The sequence below is a fragment of the Bartonella sp. CL435QHHD genome (genome assembly GCF_042195095.1).
GTDB lineage: Bacteria > Pseudomonadota > Alphaproteobacteria > Rhizobiales > Rhizobiaceae > Bartonella.
This window is the reverse complement of record NZ_JBHINS010000060.1, coordinates 18,755-37,328: the sequence shown is the minus strand read 5'-3', so window position 1 is coordinate 37,328 and position 18,574 is coordinate 18,755. Positions and strand designations below refer to the sequence as shown.

Sequence of the window (18,574 nt, the reverse complement as noted above, 5' to 3'; positions counted from 1 at the left end):
TGAAACAATAACGTACAAACTCTTCAGACTTTTCAAAAAAATGAAAGAAGTCCAACCTAAAAGCATATTAAAGATATGCAAAGTCACACTCTCGTAAAAATGCTATAACACAAGATGAATAGAGAATGAGAAAAGCCACAAGTACAACTTGTGGCTTTTTGAAAGATTAATCAAAAACAGGAACAACACTAGAAATGATAACGCAATCCACCTGAAAAACTCGTTCCAGAAAAACCAGCTTTCGTTAGTTTGTGCTGATAAACCAAATCGCCGTAAAGCGCAAATTTTTGAGACAATTGGGCATTAAAACCTAACCCAGTTTCTAATGAAGAACCAAAAGCACCTAGCTGAAAAGCATCTTTAAAATGCACAAATTGTTTTCCTTCAAAACCATGAGCAAGATGAAGCTTGCCATAGAAAGAAATAACTTGAGCCTCATCAGTAGCGACCAGCCTCTTTGTTAAACGCCCCCCAATACGCCCTATCCATTGATGAAGCTTTCCTAAATCAATATCAAAGCCGTCCACATCACGCACCTTATTAAATTGAAGATATTGATAAACAACCTGAACTTGAGGATCAAAAACAAAACCGTCCTCTCCTACCATAAATGTTTTACCAGCAGTCAATGAAGCACTTAAAGGATTTCCCTTTAATGTTGCCGTCTTGCCCCGTGCGGTTGTTAGAACATCACCCTTAAAAAACCCATAAGACACAAGACCATCAACGTAAAAACCCGCATCATGCTGCATACCACCATATGCTGTAACTGACCATTTATCAAATGTACTTTTTTGACTCTGCTCAACATTCAAAGGTTGCAAAGAAAATCTCTCGTAAGCCCCGATAATTCCAAAAGAAGTGGAACCATACGTATTTTCGATTGCTTTCAGCAAAACACCAGCCTCTAGTGCATTATAATCAAACTCGCCGCCATAACCATATTCAAGCGCAGAAAGATTTGAAGTATAACGATGATTGCCGCCATAACCGCTCACAAAAAAGAAAGGATTTTCACGACTTTCTAATAAGCCCCCAGAAGCAATTCGCAAAGCTTCTAATCGCTTATTTTGATTGTTAACATTCATCAAACCAATATGACGTAAGGCATTAGGCAAAAGGAGATAAGTCGGAACCTGCGGAACAACAGCCTTAACGCCCGGCTTAGGATGAGGCTCCGGAGCTGGTTCTGGAGAAGGGACTGGACCTGGAATTGGGTCAGGATCTGGTTTAGGTTTAACATCAGAATCTATAGATCTACTTTCAAGGCGAAAATCCCAAAATTCTCCGTTCCCTTCAACTAATCTCTGATCCATGTTTGCTTTTCCCAAATGAGACCCTGGACCATAACTATAAAGCTTATACTGATAAGGTAATTTATCTAATGCTACATAACCACCTTCCAACTGAAAAGAATCTTGCTTTGCTTCTCCAGAAACCTGAATGATTGAAATACCTTCAGCATTCCCCCCCTTTCCCGTATATCCTCCTGGACTTCCTGCAACTCCATGCACTTGGAGCTTTGTTTTTCCCGAAACATCACCATGAATTAAAACACGATCAGTCTTTTGATTAACAAGAGCACCACCACTATTCAGATATGTATTAAGAGAAATAGAGGCATCGCCCTGTGCTTTATAAACTTCCCCCTTTCCCTTTCCCACACGAAGGGTTTGATAATCATCAACAGAAGAAGATTCGTGTCTTTTAAAATTAATAGAGCTCTCATCCATAAGACTCACGAGTGAAATAGAAGAATCATGTGCAGCCTCGTGTTGATCTTTTTGCAACGGTTGTTGTAAAATCCATTGAGAATGACCTCCTAAATAAAGCTCAGCATTAGAATTTTTATCAACGTGTGTGCGACCCTCAAGAGTAGAAGCATCCGCCAAAACTGTTATAGAAGCACCTTCCTCAGCTTTTAATAAAAAATTCCCTGAACGAAGAGTGCTGTGTACCAACCCCACCGCACCAGAAATCATGTTTTTACCATAAAGAGCCGCATCGTCTAAAACAGAAAACTCTGTTTTATCCAAATTAACAACTTCTAATCGTGGTGGAACTTTTTCTTCCTCTGATGAAATTTCTTCTTTTTTATCCCCACCTTCACTCCATGGCTTCTCTCCCCGAAAATAGATACCATAAGATCCCTTACCATTTACGGTAACAGAAGAGGATTTCATATTAACTTCAGTCACAGGAATCTTTGAATCAGAATCCTCATTTGATAAATCTTTAACTTCCTGACGAGGAATAGAATTGACTATATTTTCTAATAATATGCCATGGATACCCCCACCAGTACTAACAATAGTACCCTCTAAATTAACAGCCCCCCCTAAATCCATATGCACAACCGCACGATCCTTACCTTTATCACCCTTCCCAGTAATTTTAACATTCTCGAGATTTACTTTTCCACCTAACATCGAAGAAATCCCATGGCTGTTCATAAAATCAACTGATCCACCTGACATCCAAATTTCTGAATGATCATAACTTAAAAGACTTGCATTCCCATTAGCTGTCTTAATTTCTGTATCTTCTAAAAGAACAAACGATTTCTCTGTTGCATCAACACCCTCATGACTTGCCTTAATCTTTCCATTTTTTACCTCAATCACGCCATCACTCGCACGAAGGGCTATAACTGTATTTTTGATAATCGGATCTTTCAAAACAATCTTACCGTTCTCTAATACATGTACCCCCATTAGAAAAGTTTTATCAGCAACTTGACTACTAACCGTTACATCCTCTCCGCGAACTTCTGTACCTATTCCTTTCACCGTTATAGCAGTAGGATTTTCAGGATAATTGGAAGCGTTCTCATTCGTAATCTTATAAGATTTATTATCAATTTTAGGCTTCCCTTTAGACTCCCCGCAATTATCGCATATATAATACAACCCATTATAGTAATAAAACCCACGCTTTATACCTCTTTCATCAAAGCCTGCATCTTTAACAGAGTTATCTATATGACCATTATTCGATCCCTCCATTCCACTCAACCCACGATAATCACTTCCCCCACGAATACCCTCATCGTTATTGCCAACAGGAATCATATTAGGAGGATAATAATTCTGCCCACTCTCTCCACTAAGGGGAGGCTTATACGCATTACTCCCACTAAGATGAGGACCAGAAGTAACACTAATACCGTTAATCGGAGTAACAGTTATAACATAAGGTTTACCGACCTCCTCTGTAGCGGCATACACTTCTCTTCCATTTTGAAGAAAAGAGAGGATAGCGGTTGTACAAGCACATAAACATACATGATTTCTAAAAACTTTAATCATAGTTCCCTCGAAACTTTCCTTCCCCTCTCATTAAAAACAAAAGCACTTACAAAACACCCCATTGCACACCTCAAAAATACGAAAAGTGTAACAAAAGAACATGCCTCATGCTCATCTGAACTGTGCAATGAATTATCCCAATAAATTTGGCAAAAGCTCTACGCCAAAACCACCTATAAGAGAATAGTTACAAAACACACTTTATGAGTGTATAATGCATTCTGTATTTCGTGTAAAGAAAAAATAAAACCAGTGCGTGCAATTAATTAAAAACACAATCAAACCTTGTGAACTTTAAAAATTAATCCACAAGGAGATGGATGAAACAATGATTTAAATCAGTAGAAAACAAACGCTCAAAAACGAGCTTTAGAAAACATCAAATATTATATTAGATAATATCAATACAGTACCAAAAAGGATAACGTAACGCATACCGGTCTGCTGAACGCTTTAAAAGCCGATAAAAGCGAAGCACTCTATCGCATCAGTAGTAGCATAAATTTTAAGAAAATTCGCTTTAGCGGAGAAAAGTACTCTCATGCATAAAACAAACTATGTCTTTTTTGCTTAATAAAGAAGACGAGATTTTTTAAGAACAACACAAGTTGTTGTAAAGAAAAAAGGCAGCACAATGTGCTGCCTTTTCTAATAAGGTACATAGTGTACCTTATATTAAAACTGATAACGTACTCCTCCGGAAAAACTTGTTCCCGAAAAACCAGCCTTATTAAGCTTATGTTGATAGAGAATATCAGCATGCAGAGAGAACTGTGGCAACAATTTGGCATTAAAGCCTAATCCAGCCTCTAGAGAAGAACCAAAAGCTCCTAACTTGAAAGCATCATTGAAATTCACAGACTGTTGTCCTTCAAAACCATGAGCAAGATAAAGCTTACCATAGAAAGCAATAGCATTCACGCCTTCAGAACCTGTAGGAATCTTGGTTAAGCGTCCACCAACACGTGCTACCCACTGATTAAGGTTACCCATTTCAATATCAAAATTGTCAATATCACGAGCTTTATTAAACTGGAGATGTTGATACACAACCTGAACCTGCGGATCAAAGACAAAACCCTTATATCCTGTCGCAATTGTCTGACCACCAGCTAAAGAAATACTCAAAGGATTACCTTTTAATGTTGCTGTTTTACCCCGTGCAAGGGTGAGAACATCACCTTTGAACAGACCATAGGATAAAAGACCGTCGACATAGAAGCCAGCATTATGCTGCATGCTACCATATACCGTAGCAGTCCATTTATCAAATGCACTCTTCTGGCTTTGCTCAACATTCAAAGGCTGCAGAGAAAGTTTTCCATAAGTTCCCATAACGCCAAAGGATATAACACTGTCAGCATTTTCAATAGTTTGCAGCAGAACACCTGCCTCTACACCATTATAACTAAGATCGCCGTCGTAACCATATTCAAGTGCGGAAAGATCTGAAGCATAACGGTAACTTCCACCATAGCCGCGCAAGTATAAAGCGGGATTTCCACGAACCTCTACCATTCCTGTAGAAGTCATCCGCAACGTCTCCAATTGCTTATTTTGATTGCTAATATCCATCAAACCAGCGTGGAATACGCTATTAGGCAAGACAAGATAAGTTGGAACCTGTGGAACAACAGACCTTACAAATTGTTCAGGAAGGGCAGCAGATCCAACAGACTTAACATACTGATTTTCTAGACGGAAGTTCCAAAATTCTCCACCATCCTTAACAAATTTCTGCTGAACATGCTCCTGTTTCGAAGTCGCTTCTGGACCATAAGCACGAAGAGTATATTTGTAAGGTGAGTTTCTCAGTGCAACATAATTGCCATCGAGTTGGAAAGAGTCTTTCTTTGCTTGACCATAGACCTGAATAATTGAAACAGTATGAGCAATCTTGGCATTCGCTTTACCATCTCCTACATTGCCCGCATCACCTCGTACATGTATTTTTGTTTTTCCAGAAACATCACCATGAATTACAAGCCGATCAGTGACTTGCTGATTATTCGGATCACGAGGATTTAAACGTGCATTGAGATGAATTGCAGCATTACCCTGTGCAGCATAAACTGTTCCTTTCCCATTTCCAATATGGAGAGTCTGATATTTTCCTTCAGATTCCGAAGATGCAAAATCAATAGTACTATTTACAAGACTTACAGAAGAAACGCATGAATCCACACATCCTAAATCTGGAGTACCCAAATTCCTCTGTGCACTTCTTTTTAGAATCCACTCTGATTGATTAATTAAATCTAATTTTGCATAAGAACTTTTATCAACGCGAACATCGCCTTTAACAATAGAACTATCAACCGATACCGATATATTGGAATTATTCTCAGCCTTCAACAACAAGTCACCAACAAGAGTTGTTTTATTTTCTACTGAAACATGACCACCAGAATTATTACCATAGATCGCTATACCACTTGCAACTTCAAAATCAGTTTTTTTCAACGAAACTGTCCCTGTTATGCCTACAAGCGTTTTTTCCTGTTTGGATACAGTACTCCGCTTAACAACAATTGCTTTCTCAGTTGCTAAATCCTCACTCCGATTTTGTTGACTCGCTTCTTTCTGTATTCCTCCATCAAAATATATACCATAGATTCCATTACCTTCCACTGTAACAATAGAAGACTCGATATTTGCATGATTCGTAGTAGGACGAACCTCAGAAGATCTCCCTCTCCTAGAAGAGCCTGTCTCAACCACATTATCATCAGACTTCATAATCCACAAAGCATGAGCATCAGTCACAACATTCCCATTCTTAAAATCAACAGAAGCATTATCACTCAACAGAAAAGCTGCACGCCCAAAGTTATCTGCGGAATCTAACTTACCCTGTCCTTTTTTCGCAGTAATATTAACTTTGTCTAACTCAACGCTTCCCCCAGCTTCTGACCTCACAGCCACTCCCTTTTCCAAAGTAATAGCCCCAGAGTCCATAGACACCTTACCAGCCAGACTTACCAAACCAGCCGCAGCCAAATCCCCCGTCACGTTAATTCTCGTATCCTTTAAATTAACAGATGATCCAGAACCCGCCAAAGCGCCCACATAAAGCGCATCAACTGTCCCACCAGTCATCTTAACCTTTCCACCACTTTGCGCTTCAAGCCCAATCACAGAAGATTGGATTTTCGATTTCTTATCCAAAATAACTTCTGCTTTATCTTCTGCAAGCACAGCACTCACGGCATGTATTTCATTAAAATCAACATTATTTTTTCTATCAGAAAAATCTGCACCACTAATGGTGGCCCCCTCTAACTTAATAACCGTATCCTGATTTTTTACATGCATAGGATGCTGAGTTTTATCGCTTGCCTTCAATGTAAGGTTGGTTATTGTCCGAGATTGACCATCACTACATGAATAAGGAGTTTGCAACGCCTTCACACCATTATTCTGTATAGCATCACACGTAGAAGAAACCGTTTTCTTAGAAGAAACATCTCCACCACCAGCATTACTAATCATAAGAACACGTCCAACAGCTCTAGAAGATGCAACAGGCTTTACAGAAACCACAGGAGAAGAAGGCTCCATAGAAGCAGCTCTATTAGAAGATACAGTAGACGTCTCAGAAACTACAGAAGCAGAAGCATTTATAGAAGAAGCTCCTTTAGAAGATACAGTAGACGTCTCAGAAACTACAGGAGCAGAAGGCTTCATAGCAGAAGCTACATTAGAAGATATAGCAGGTGTCTCAGAAACTACAGAAGCAGAAGGCTTCATAGCAGAATCTCCATTAGAAGGTATAGCAGATATCTCAGAAACCACAGGAGAAGAAGACCTCATAGCAGAAGCTCCATTAGAAGATGTAGCAGAAGCTCCATTAGAAGATGTAGCAGAAGCTCCATTAGAAGATATAGCAGCAGCTCCATTAGAAGGTATAGCAGCAGCTCCATTAGAAGGTATAGCAGATGGAGAAGAAGACCTCATAGCAGCAGCTGACTTTATAGGTAATGGCCTCTTAGATACAGTATGATACTCAGGTGTTACAGAAATTTCATCTGCAGATATTACAAGCCCCCTACTAGTATCAGATTTCCCACTTAAATTAACTCTTGGAGGTACTAAAGGTGCCAAATTTCCGGATACAGGAGGAGTGACAGATGACGAAGATGGAGTAACAGGTGAAACGGTACGCATTAAATCTTCAGACAATAAATCTTCAGACAATACAAATACCTCAAAATCATCTTCTTCATCATCTTCTTCATATTCACTATATTCATCATCTTCATAAAATCCGTCAGATGTTTCAGATCTCAAAAGTGAATTACCTTGAACAGAGACTACAGATGCAGATTCTCCATGTACAAGAGAAGTTGTGAATTCATTATTTACTTCACCAGTACCAGTATCAGCATTAGTATCTACTTCAGTACCAGCACCAGTATCAGCATTAGTATCTACTTCAGTTTTAGGAGAAGCAACTGCAACAAGTGGCTTAACTTTTGGCTTAACTTTAAAAACAGGTTGAAAATTAGCAGTAGCAGTATAAGCAGAAACGAGAGGTATAAAATATTCATTTTCTAAACGAAAATCCCAAACACTTCCACTATTTTTAAGTAATGTATTATCGAAATACTGCATTTTCGGAGGAATAGTTGGACCATAAGCACGAAGAACATACTTATAAGGCAACCCTTCTCGTGTAATATAATCACCTTTCAGCTTAAAAGAATCCCTCTCTGCATTTCCAAAAACCTGAATAATTGAAATACTATGAGGTGTATCCTCTTGTGGTATACCATCAGAAGTATCATTCACAACTACCATTGTTTTCCCAGAAACATCACCATGAATCAACAATCTGTCAGATATTTGAGATTTTTCTGTAGATTTTTCTGTATTGCTAGGCATCAAATTTGCATTGAAGTAAATTGTAGCACCAAAAGCATCAGGAGCACCAGAAGCGGCAGAAGCACTATAAACTGTTCCCTTCCCATTTCCTATGCGAAGAGTTCGATACTCAATATCTTTCTTAGATGTACTTCCATCTTTCAAAGAAGTAAAAAATCTAACATTACTATCTACAAGTTTCATAGATGAAAGACATGAATCTACACAACCCGTATCTGAATCTTCCAAACTATTATGCAGATTCTTTGTTAAATACCACTCTGATCCCCCAGATAGAAAAAGCCTAGCTTGAGATTTTTTATCAACGTGAGCTCCCCCCATGACGACAGAGTCTTCAACAAGAACCGACAAATGCGCTCCCTCTTCAGCTTTCAACACTAAATCACCCGAAAGAGTTGAGTCATCTTTTACAACGACGTACCCATCCAAACTGTTAGCATAAACGACCACACCATCAGGAACTTTGAGAGAAGTATTTTTCAAAAGAACTGCATGCAAACTATCTCTATTATCTTTTGTTCCACCCTCTACTAGACTCTGTTGTCCATGTTGACCACTTTCTTCTCTCACACTCGTTTGACTATTTTCTTCCCTCACATTCGAAGGTACATCACCAAAAAATACACCACGAGACTTACCTGTCAATTTAATAGTTGAATTTTGAATATCAGAAACTATTAACTTGATAACCCTAGAATCTGCATCCGACACATCTGCAGAATCTTCAGCAGCAATTCCAGAAGATGCATTAGAATCGGCATCCTCCCCTAAAAAATCCTCCACAGAGGATAAAACCTCAAAAAACGCGGAACTAACACTATCAAGTACAGCACTATCTTCAGATTCAATAGAGATCACCTCACCAACAACGTCACCAGTGTCGAGTTTCTGCTGTTTCAAAGTTACATCACCATCGCTATCATCATCGCTATCATCATCCTCCACATCTAGTGCATCCGAAACTCCATAGATATTATTCTCAGAGTTATCATTTACCAACAAAGCAATAGTATTGGAAGCTTTAAGCTCTCCATTTTTAAAGGAAACAGTACCCCCAAGTGACAATAACCCTATACTCGTCTCTGAAGCATCTGCTTCTTGAGTTTTTGGTTCCTCAGCAACTGTAATAGCCGTCCCGTCTAGTAGAACAGTCCCCTCTTCTGCAGAGATAACTCCTCTTCCACCCTCTTTTACATTAATTGCCCCAGACTTCATCCCTATAACAGATGCACCCAAACTAACTAAGCCGATTCTTTTAACATTAATATCTACATTCTTTAAAAAAATCTGCCCACCATCACTAGCAAGAGCACCTATATACGTATCTCTAATCCCTCCCCCCACCATCGTGATCTTTCCAGTCCCTTCAGCCCGAAGCCCAATAAAAAAACCCTGAATATTTGAGTTTTTCAAATTAACCTCTGCATTCATATTTTGAGAAGAATCTCTGACATATACACCAGCATAAAGCGGATCAAGACTATATAAACTACTTATGTTCTCTATATCTACTTTATCATTCTGTATACCCGCCGAAGATAAACTTTCAGAAAGTTCTTTCTCAATCTTCATACTTTCAATGGATACTTCTTCCAAATTAACAACTACTTTCCCATCATCAGAAGGAGATTCCACATTTACAGCATTCTCACCTTGATCCGCTATAATCGCCCCCCCTATTAGAGTATATACTCCGGACTGATTACAGGAAATAGACCCATATATTCGCTGATCACCATTGAGTAAATCAGCTAATCCTTTACCGGCCTCCACAGAATCTATAAATTCTATAGCCCCAACACCGTCACCAACTGGCACAGATACACTCACACCAGGGATTATATTACCTGATACATCAGCTGGTAAAGAATTCAATACAGGACGTGATATACCTGGCATACCAACAAGACCATCTGCACTCGCTTTTTGTACGATTAGCGCCTCTTCCCCCATTGGCAAATATGTTTCACCACCACTTGAATTATCTCTTCGCGGAATATTAAATAATTTCCACACATCTACAGTTTTTGGAAGATCTAATCCTCTAACCAACTCTCCATCTAATCCACTTGGTACACCTGCAAACCCGGCACGTGCTCTCTCCCCATCTGTTATTGCTCTTGTTATTGCTGTTCTTTCTTCCACATGTTCTGCTCTTGCTGCTCTTGCTTTCCTAGTAGGTACACCGCCTGCACCTGGAACACCTGGCATGCTACTCAAAGCATCATTTGTTATAGTACCAGGACCAACACCTGGAATAGCAGGCCGGTTCGTTATATTTTCGCCACTCGGAACACCTGATATAGTTATTTGTTGACTTACAGTGTTTAATCCTCCTCCTGCTCCTGCTATATTACCTGATAATGTATCTTGTACAAGAGCTAATGGGCCACCGAAGCCAGCTGGTACACCTTCTTGCGCCACTTTTTCTACTGTTTTTTCTACTGTTTTTATCCGAGTAGATAAGACGCCTGAACCTGGGACCCCCGGCACAGCACCCACACCATCTGAAATACCACCCACAACATTAGGCACAGCACCTGCACCACTCGCAACATTAGGCACAGCACCTGCACCACTCGCAACATTAGGCACAGCACCTGCACCACCCGCAATACGAACACTATTCCCTGCAATATTCCGTATCATGCCAGGAACAAAAACATTATTCTTTCTAGAATGACAAGCACTAATAGGTCGAATAGAACTTAAAACAGGCCCAATCCGAGCCTGATCCTGAACAGAACCACTATCAACAGAATCACCGGTTCTAGATTGTGCTCTTCCAGAAGTCTCCACTCCTTCGGGTGGTGTTGTAGCTCCTGAGCTCGATCCTCCACCTAAAGAGGTTAAAGATGATATTGATGATGATATTGATGATGATATTGATGATGATATTGACGATAATGATGATGGCAATGAAAATGAAGGTAGTGTAAACCAACCAGCCCCCATAGAAGCATCTACACCTTGTAAAAAGAAGAAAGCACTTGTTGTCAGTGCGTACAAACGTGTACGCTTTTTAAATACATTGATCATATGTCAAACTTTCTAAATAATGTTGCAAAAACACTAGAATTAAGTGAAAATGAGGTAAGTGAACGATTTGTAACATATGTAAGTCAACTTTACAACATAGTGTTATTTATTTACGCTTCATTTTGTGCATAAAAATACCAAAGTTAAGTTTTTAATTGCACAACCCCTTGTAATATAAGAAAAAGGATAAAATCACGATGATAAAATATATGAAATGGATGACTTCTGTTTTACTGGTTGCCATCAGCTTTGCAACGGTTTTGTGGACTCATACGAGTATTGCAAATACCAGTCCCCAGACAAATGTAACGATTGATCATGTTTCAGGCACGACTTCTGTTCCCGCTTCTCCGCAAAAGGTTGTTGTGTTTGATCTTGCTTCGCTAGATAATATGAATCGCCTTGGTATCAAAGCCGTTATCGGCCTTCCAGAAGGAAAAAAACCTTCCTATCTGCAACAATTTAATGATGAAAAATATGAAAGAATTGGAACCGTTTTTGAACCAGATTATGAAAAAATTGCCACTCTTCAACCCGATTTGATTATTATTTCCTCCAGAACTCAAGCAAAATATAAAGATTTATCCAAAATAGCTCCAACAATTGATCTAACAGTAGAAAACGAAAATTCTCTTGAAGATATTAAACGAAATGTGTCTATCCTTGGAAAAATTTTTGGCAAAACACAAGAAGCAGAACAGGAAATTGCAAAACTCAATGAAGCTTTTGCTGAAGTCCGTAAAAATACCCAAGGAAAAGGCACTGGGCTCATACTCATGACTTCTGGTGGAAAAATCAGTGCTTTCGGACCAAAATCACGTTTCGATATTTTTCACTCCGCTTTTGGAATTGCCCCTGCAACCGATAAACTTACCGTGCAAAAACATGGACAACTCATTTCTCCTGAATTCATTCTTGAAACCAATCCTGATTGGTTGTTAGTGATTGATCGCGATGCAGCCATTGGACGGGAAGGACAATCCGCAGCACAATTGCTCAACAATGAGCTTGTTCACCGCACAACAGCAAGCAAACAAAACCAAATTATTTATTTGGACTCTTGGAGCTGGTATCGTGCAAATGGTGGTTTAACGGCACTCATTGAAACCGCACAGCAGATCAATGAAGCCTTTACAAAGAGCAAATAAGCGTACAAAAGAGCTTGCTTGCTATATAAATAAAATTTAAAAGCAGAGGTTGTTTATTAAGCAGTCTTTGCTTTTTGTAGATTTTGTTAGAAAATGATTTAACGTGAAGAATTACTGGATAACCATAACACTTCTAATTTTCCTGTCGATCCTCAGCATTTTTGTTGGTTATTCTGATGTCACACCTTCTGACCTTTTCGCAGCCGATCCCCATGCGTGGCTTATCTTTTGGCAAACACGTCTTCCTCGTACCATTGCAATCCTTTTAGTAGGCGCAGCACTTGCACTTTCAGGCATGATTATGCAACTATTGACACGCAATCGCTTTGTCGAGCCATCAACCACTGGAACCATTGAATCTGCTTCCCTTGGCATTCTTTTTATTATGATTTTTTTACCCGATATTCCTGTTTTAGGAAAAATGGTCGTTGCGACAATTTTTGCCATGGCAGGCACTTTACTTTTTATGTTTTTATTGCGACGCATTCCTCTAAAATCTGCTCTCATTGTACCCCTTACAGGGATTATGCTAAGCTATATTATTGGCTCTTTAACCAATGCCATTGCAGATTATGAAATGTTACTCCCTTCTCTTCAAGCTTACTTATTTGGCAGTTTTGCGATGGTTCTTGAAGGAAAATATGAGCTCTTATGGTTATCCCTTCCCCTTTGTATTCTAGCCTATTGTACTGCTGATCGCTTTACGGTTGCAAGTTTGGGAGAAGATTTAACCAACAACCTTGGATTGAATTATCGTGTTGTCATGTTTTTTGGTCTTTTTATTGTCGCCTCAATCACTGCTGTTGTTGTCTGTACCATTGGCCGTATTCCTTTTGTTGGGTTGATTATTCCAAATATTGTTTCAAGTTTCATGGGAGATAATATGCGCTATACCGCTCCTTGGGTGGCCATCAGCGGTGCAGGATTGGTCTTGATTTGTGATCTTTTAGGACGAATAATTCATCCCTCTCTTGAAATTCCCATCAGCACCATAATGGGTGTAATCGGTAGTTTTATTTTTATGATACTGCTTTTACGCTGGAGAAAGCGTCTTGGATAAAAGAAGAAAAACAATATGTGTACTAACAACACTTATCATCATAGCATGTACTATCATTAGTCTTTACATGACATGGAATATCAATGTTTATACATGGAAATTTCGTCTTACAAAACTTTCCTCTCTGCTTCTTATTGCCTACGCAATAAGCGTTTCTACGGTTTTATTTCAAACAATCGTTAATAACCGTCTTCTTACCCCTTCAATTATGGGATTTGATCAGCTTTATATTTTAATAAAGACTGCCCTAATGTATTTTGTAGGCTCTCTTTCTTTACCCTTTTTGAATGAAGAAGGACAGCTTGTTCTTGAAGCCCTCATTCTTATTCTTTTTTCAATAAGCCTTTTTCGCTGGCTCTTTTCAGGAAGCCTAAAAGGGCTTCATTTGACGCTTTTAATCGGTGTTGTTTTAGGCGGCTTTTTTTTCAGTTTACGGATGTTTATGCAATTGCAACTAAATCCAGACCAAATGATGAATTTAACGGATATTATGTTTGCAAATTTTAATAAATTCAATACACCATTAATAAGCTTTGCCACAATCATTGTTTTCATTGTGAGTCTGATTGGATGGCATTCCCGTCATCTTCTTGATATTTTGGCTTTGGGACGTGAAAATGCCCTCAATCTTGGCGTTAATTACCACAAAAGTGCGACAGCTGTCCTTATTTTTGTTTCCATTCTCGTATCCATTTCCACCGCATTAGTAGGCCCCGTCACCTTTTTTGGACTGTTAGTTGCCAACCTTTCCTATGAACTTTCTCCTCAAGCAAAACACAGTGTTGTTGTGCCGATTGCAATATTGTTAGCGATTATTTGTTTGGTGGGGGGACAATTTATTTTAGAACAAATTTTTCATATGGCAGGGCGTTTAAGTTTTATCATTGAGTTTTGTGGGGGTATTGTTTTCTTAATGTTACTGATGAAGGGAAAACTAAAATGATTGAGATCAATCATCTTTCCAAGGCTTACGGAGCACGATTGATTATCGATAATTTATGCCTTCATCTTCCAAAAGGGGGGATTATTTCTCTCATTGGGCCCAATGGTTCCGGAAAATCAACTCTTTTAATGCTGATAAGACGTCTTTTGCCACACCATAATGGTACAATTCATATCGACGGCTTTGATATTGATAAAATGCCCCACGATATTTTGGCTCAAAAACTCTCAATTCTGCGTCAAGAAAATCCTTTGTCTTTTCGCTTAACCGTGTACGATTTAGTAAGTTTCGGACGCTATCCTTATTCAAAAGGCTGGTATACACATGAAGATAAACAATTTATCGACAGTGCGCTACGCTATCTCGGCTTACAAGATTTAAAAGACCGTTTTTTAGATGAGCTTTCTGGCGGTCAGCGTCAACGCGCTTTTATAGCCATGGTTATCTGCCAAGACACTGATTATCTTCTCTTAGATGAACCATTAAACAATCTGGATATGAAACATGCCGTTTCTATGATGAAGCAGTTACGCCGCACAGCTGATGAACTGAAAAAAACCATTCTTATTGTTATGCACGATATTAATTTTGCCTCATCTTACTCAGATATGATTGTTGCATTGAAAAATGGGAAAGCGGCCTATTGTGGGACTCCAAAAGAAATTATGCAACCAGAAATTCTTAAAGACATTTACGATGTCGATATTCAAATCAAAACAATTAATGACATCCCTATCGCTCTTTATTATCGATAATCATAAAGATTTTTTGCGCTTGCATGCACTATAGAATCTGCTAGGGATAGTAAAATTGGCTTATTGGGGAATAGTTTAATGGTAGAACAGCGGACTTTGACTTCGTCAATCTTGGTTCGAATCCAAGTTCCCCAGCCAGTATTTAATGCCAGCCAGTATTTAATGCCAGCCAGTATTTAATGCCAGCCAGTATTTAATGATTGTAGCTTGTCATCGGGTTTTGTATAATTTGAAAGCAGGTTTTGCATCAATTTATTTTTTTCAAAGGATCTTCAAAAACGTTCACGGGTTATTTAAAATCCCTTTAATGCATATTTTTCTCTTCCTCTAAAAATTGCAATTTGAGATGATAAGCTCTTGAGCCGGTGCGGATTCTTTGAACTACATGTATAAGATGTGCCAACCTCTTTTATCTTAAATTGGCTAAAGATTTTTCGGATCTGAGGCACATCATTGACTTTCCCTTTAATTGCACAAGCAAAGCAAACATCGTCTGGTAATCCTCTCGCAAATAAATCCTTTCCATAGTAATACACGTATATCTGGCTATGTTTATGGGAACGCCTTATCTAATAGCTATAAACCTATCTAAAGAGAATTCAAAAAAGAAAGCCGTGCCAAATGATATGACGCGGCTTTCAGATATTGATTATAAGATTCGAATGAATCATCCACAATGGAGTAATGAATGTATATATACAAAACGTATCATATTGCAAGTGCTCTATTAGAAATATGAAAACTTATCAAAAGAAACGTAAATGATAGCTATGATTTTGATATCATTCATTAGCATTATAGAGCCTATAAAAGCTTAGTAACTTTATCAATCCAATCAAAAGAAAATGCATCTTAAATGAATGTTTTCTCAATAAGGCTTTCATAAGTATCTTTTCATTTTGCACTCAAATGTAACTTCTTTGCAAATTAACCAGCTCAAATTTGAGTTGGCAAAATCAACCAATCCAATTTTGGAGGCATTATCTTTAGAATAGAGCCATCTTTAAACATTATAGCTTTTGACTCAAAATTGAATAAAATCCCATGCCTTAGATGTTACAATGGTTTTGAATTTTGCTGCCTCATCTTTTTTTCAATAGGTGCCCCCCAATTTGGGGGGAGCTCATTTGGTTTCGTATTTTTAAACTGTAACTTTTAAAACGTTTTTTGCTCGCTTGCTTGCGTTATATCATTAAAAGGTTTTCAGTTTCATAAGACATAACATTGTGATTTTCATTCTATATTGTGATGATCGTATCTATATAATGCCTGCCTATCATTTACTAACTTTTTAGTAAGCGTTTTTAAAAACGATCTTGTCTTTAAATTCTTTTATGCAATCTTTATGAACTCAATCCATAAGCTTATGATAGTTTCAAACGATTATTCCTTTTAAGGTTGCACTCCAATAAAGAGCAAAACACATCCCATTCTTAAATGTATACAATTTATGTTATCGATAATTCCAAACGACTGAAATTTAAAACAATGTGATTTGTGCTGTGATAAAAACGTATCATAAAATTTATGACCTGTTATGAATGATAACCGCTTTTCATTTCATTTGAATGCACCCATGCGTTATAATATTTGCATCATGATTTGCTTTTTATGGTCTATTCATCCATGGCAATCTTATATAAAAAATGATCAATTCAAACATGCATAAAAGTATGGATTCTTAAGTGGGTTTATACAAAATAACTGCACTTAATGTATTGATTTTATTAGTTTTTTATGTACAGTACCTTTTTAACTTCATAAAGATATCAATTTCCTTGTAAAGAATATTCCTCCCATTCCAACAAAAGACTCCACATAAGGCGATGAGGGATAGCTTCTATGATTTACAGGTACTGATCACTGGCCATGCAATAACGCCGACTGATGTCCAAGCCAATGAGGCCGCCTGTGGGAACAGGCAAGTTGTGGGGCTGAATATAATGGAACAGCACCGAACGGATAAGCCACGCGTCGTAAGTAAGCCTCTTAGCGTGCATAGCTTATAGGTTTTGAAAACAGACAATTATTATAATTCAGGTATTATAATTCAGACGATTAAACATCGGATCTCAGGCTTTTAAATCCAGTGGACAAACACGAATAATGTGTCCGTCTGGATCTTTGATTAGGAAGGTACGTCCAAATACATCAGTATACGGTTCCTTCAAAACATTTATCTCAACAGTGGTTTGCTCTTTCCATTCCGCATAGAGCTTATCTACATCCTCTCCCTTAGGCAACATAATGCCGATTTCTGAAAAACGAGGCACATTTTCCTCAGGCGCATCGCCCCCAGATCAGAGAGCAAAGAGTGCGTCACCTGAAGAAGCAAATGCAACATAACGTGGCGAGATGAATACAGGTTCTTTCTTGAAGATGAATTTGTAAAAAGCAGTAGAATATTCTACATTTGAGACATATACTAACTGTAGGTTTGGGGGAACAGGATAAGTGGAAATATTACTCATTAATTCTCCATGATTTAGTAGCTGTCTTTTAACAAAGTATGCCTATATAGAGAATATTTCAACAAGAGTTTGTGATGCTTCCGTTCACGGTGTGCTCTATTTATATGTGTTTATTCGCTTATTGCTATATGCTAAAACATTGAGACCGCCACTACTGGGATTATAATGATATCCCTATCGCTCTTTATTATTGATAATCTAAAGATTTTTTGCACTTGCCTACACTATAGAATCTGCTAGAAATGGTAAAATTGGCTTATTGGGGAATAGTTTAATGGTAGAACAGCGGACTCTGACTCCGTCAATCTTGGTTCGAATCCAAGTTCCCCAGCCAGTTGTATGTATGTAGCTTGTGTAGTGTAGCTTGCCAGTGTAGCTTGCCAGCAGGTTTTGTATATTTTGACACTAGGTTTTGTACCAATTTATTTTTTTCAAAGAGTTTTTAAGGGGTTCTCAAAGGGGCTTCAAAGGCCTTTCAAAGATCATTTAAAGCCTCTTTTTCTTTTCTGCTCAAAATCGCAATTTGAGATGATCAATCATTGAGTTGGAATCGTATTATTTGAGAAGCAGCGTATATAAAGCGTATATAAGATGTGTTCACCTCTTTTAGCATAAATTGACTGATGATTTTTCTGTATCCTAAGCACATTATTCAGGACATTATTAAATAAGAGAAGCGTTTAAGGAATTCGGTCAACTTGACCAAATTGCTCTTCAGTCTGCAATTGTGCAATGTTTGCACCATTGCTCCTTTAAGGAATTGGGTAAACATTACCCTATTTCTGTACTCATGCAATTGGATCAACTTGATCCTATTTCTCGTTTTAGCAATTGGGACAAGTTGTCCCTATTCCTCTAAATGCCCTTCATCACCAATCAAAGGGTAAACATTACCCTTTGATTTTCTGTCACTCAGAGGTTTCCTTTTCTCCTGCCTCTTTTCCCTTGTTTGGTGCTTCAAGTGTA

7 protein-coding genes, 2 tRNA genes and 1 pseudogene are annotated in these 18,574 nt (G+C 38.3%); 6 read left to right on the top strand and 4 right to left on the bottom strand.

The window, feature by feature from the left end; all coding sequences use genetic code 11:
* Nucleotides 1-188: 188 nt before the first annotated feature.
* Both ACFILH_RS03760 and ACFILH_RS03755 read right to left on the bottom strand, forming a co-directional pair.
* Nucleotides 189-3,308 carry an autotransporter outer membrane beta-barrel domain-containing protein gene (locus ACFILH_RS03760; RefSeq protein WP_375667399.1) on the bottom strand — a complete coding sequence of 1,040 codons (3,120 nt, stop codon included), beginning with the start codon at nucleotides 3,306-3,308 and terminating at the stop codon, nucleotides 189-191.
* A 675-nt stretch (nucleotides 3,309-3,983) separates the two neighbouring features.
* Nucleotides 3,984-11,231: an autotransporter outer membrane beta-barrel domain-containing protein gene (locus ACFILH_RS03755; protein ID WP_375667397.1), complete on the bottom strand. Its 7,248-nt coding sequence runs from the start codon at nucleotides 11,229-11,231 to the stop codon at nucleotides 3,984-3,986.
* Nucleotides 11,232-11,428: 197 nt separating this feature from the next.
* Here ACFILH_RS03755 and ACFILH_RS03750 point away from each other — a divergent pair, with 197 nt between their 5' ends.
* The 5 genes from ACFILH_RS03750 to ACFILH_RS03730 all read left to right on the top strand — a co-directional run bounded on the left by ACFILH_RS03750 (nucleotide 11,429) and on the right by ACFILH_RS03730 (nucleotide 15,275).
* Nucleotides 11,429-12,379 carry a siderophore ABC transporter substrate-binding protein gene (locus tag ACFILH_RS03750; RefSeq protein WP_375667395.1) on the top strand — a complete coding sequence of 317 codons (951 nt, stop codon included), beginning with the start codon at nucleotides 11,429-11,431 and terminating at the stop codon, nucleotides 12,377-12,379.
* 103 nt (nucleotides 12,380-12,482) lie between these two features.
* On the top strand, nucleotides 12,483-13,439 hold the full coding sequence (locus ACFILH_RS03745) for an iron chelate uptake ABC transporter family permease subunit (RefSeq protein WP_273791483.1): 957 nt from the start codon (nucleotides 12,483-12,485) through the stop codon (nucleotides 13,437-13,439).
* Entirely contained in the window at nucleotides 13,432-14,382 is a 951-nt protein-coding gene (locus tag ACFILH_RS03740) for an iron chelate uptake ABC transporter family permease subunit (RefSeq protein ID WP_375658079.1), read from the top strand. The genes ACFILH_RS03745 and ACFILH_RS03740 overlap by 8 nt, the downstream gene beginning before the upstream one ends.
* The gene (locus ACFILH_RS03735; RefSeq protein WP_375623948.1) at nucleotides 14,379-15,137 is read left to right on the top strand and encodes an ABC transporter ATP-binding protein; all 759 of its coding nucleotides are present in this window, start codon (nucleotides 14,379-14,381) and stop codon (nucleotides 15,135-15,137) included. Before ACFILH_RS03740 ends, ACFILH_RS03735 begins: the two co-directional genes overlap by 4 nt.
* A 64-nt stretch (nucleotides 15,138-15,201) precedes the next feature.
* Nucleotides 15,202-15,275 (top strand) — tRNA-Gln (locus tag ACFILH_RS03730).
* Between the two features lie 189 nt (nucleotides 15,276-15,464).
* On the opposite strand, the pseudogene ACFILH_RS03725 reads toward ACFILH_RS03730, so the two are convergent.
* A pseudogene (locus tag ACFILH_RS03725) lies at nucleotides 15,465-15,664 on the bottom strand (DNA adenine methylase); the annotation flags it as partial.
* Nucleotides 15,665-17,209: 1,545 nt separating this feature from the next.
* Entirely contained in the window at nucleotides 17,210-17,383 is a 174-nt protein-coding gene (locus tag ACFILH_RS03720) for a hypothetical protein (protein WP_375667393.1), read from the bottom strand.
* A gap of 485 nt (nucleotides 17,384-17,868) precedes the next feature.
* On the opposite strand from ACFILH_RS03720, the gene ACFILH_RS03715 reads away from it, so the two are divergent.
* Nucleotides 17,869-17,942 (top strand) — tRNA-Gln (locus tag ACFILH_RS03715).
* Nucleotides 17,943-18,574 lie beyond the last annotated feature (632 nt).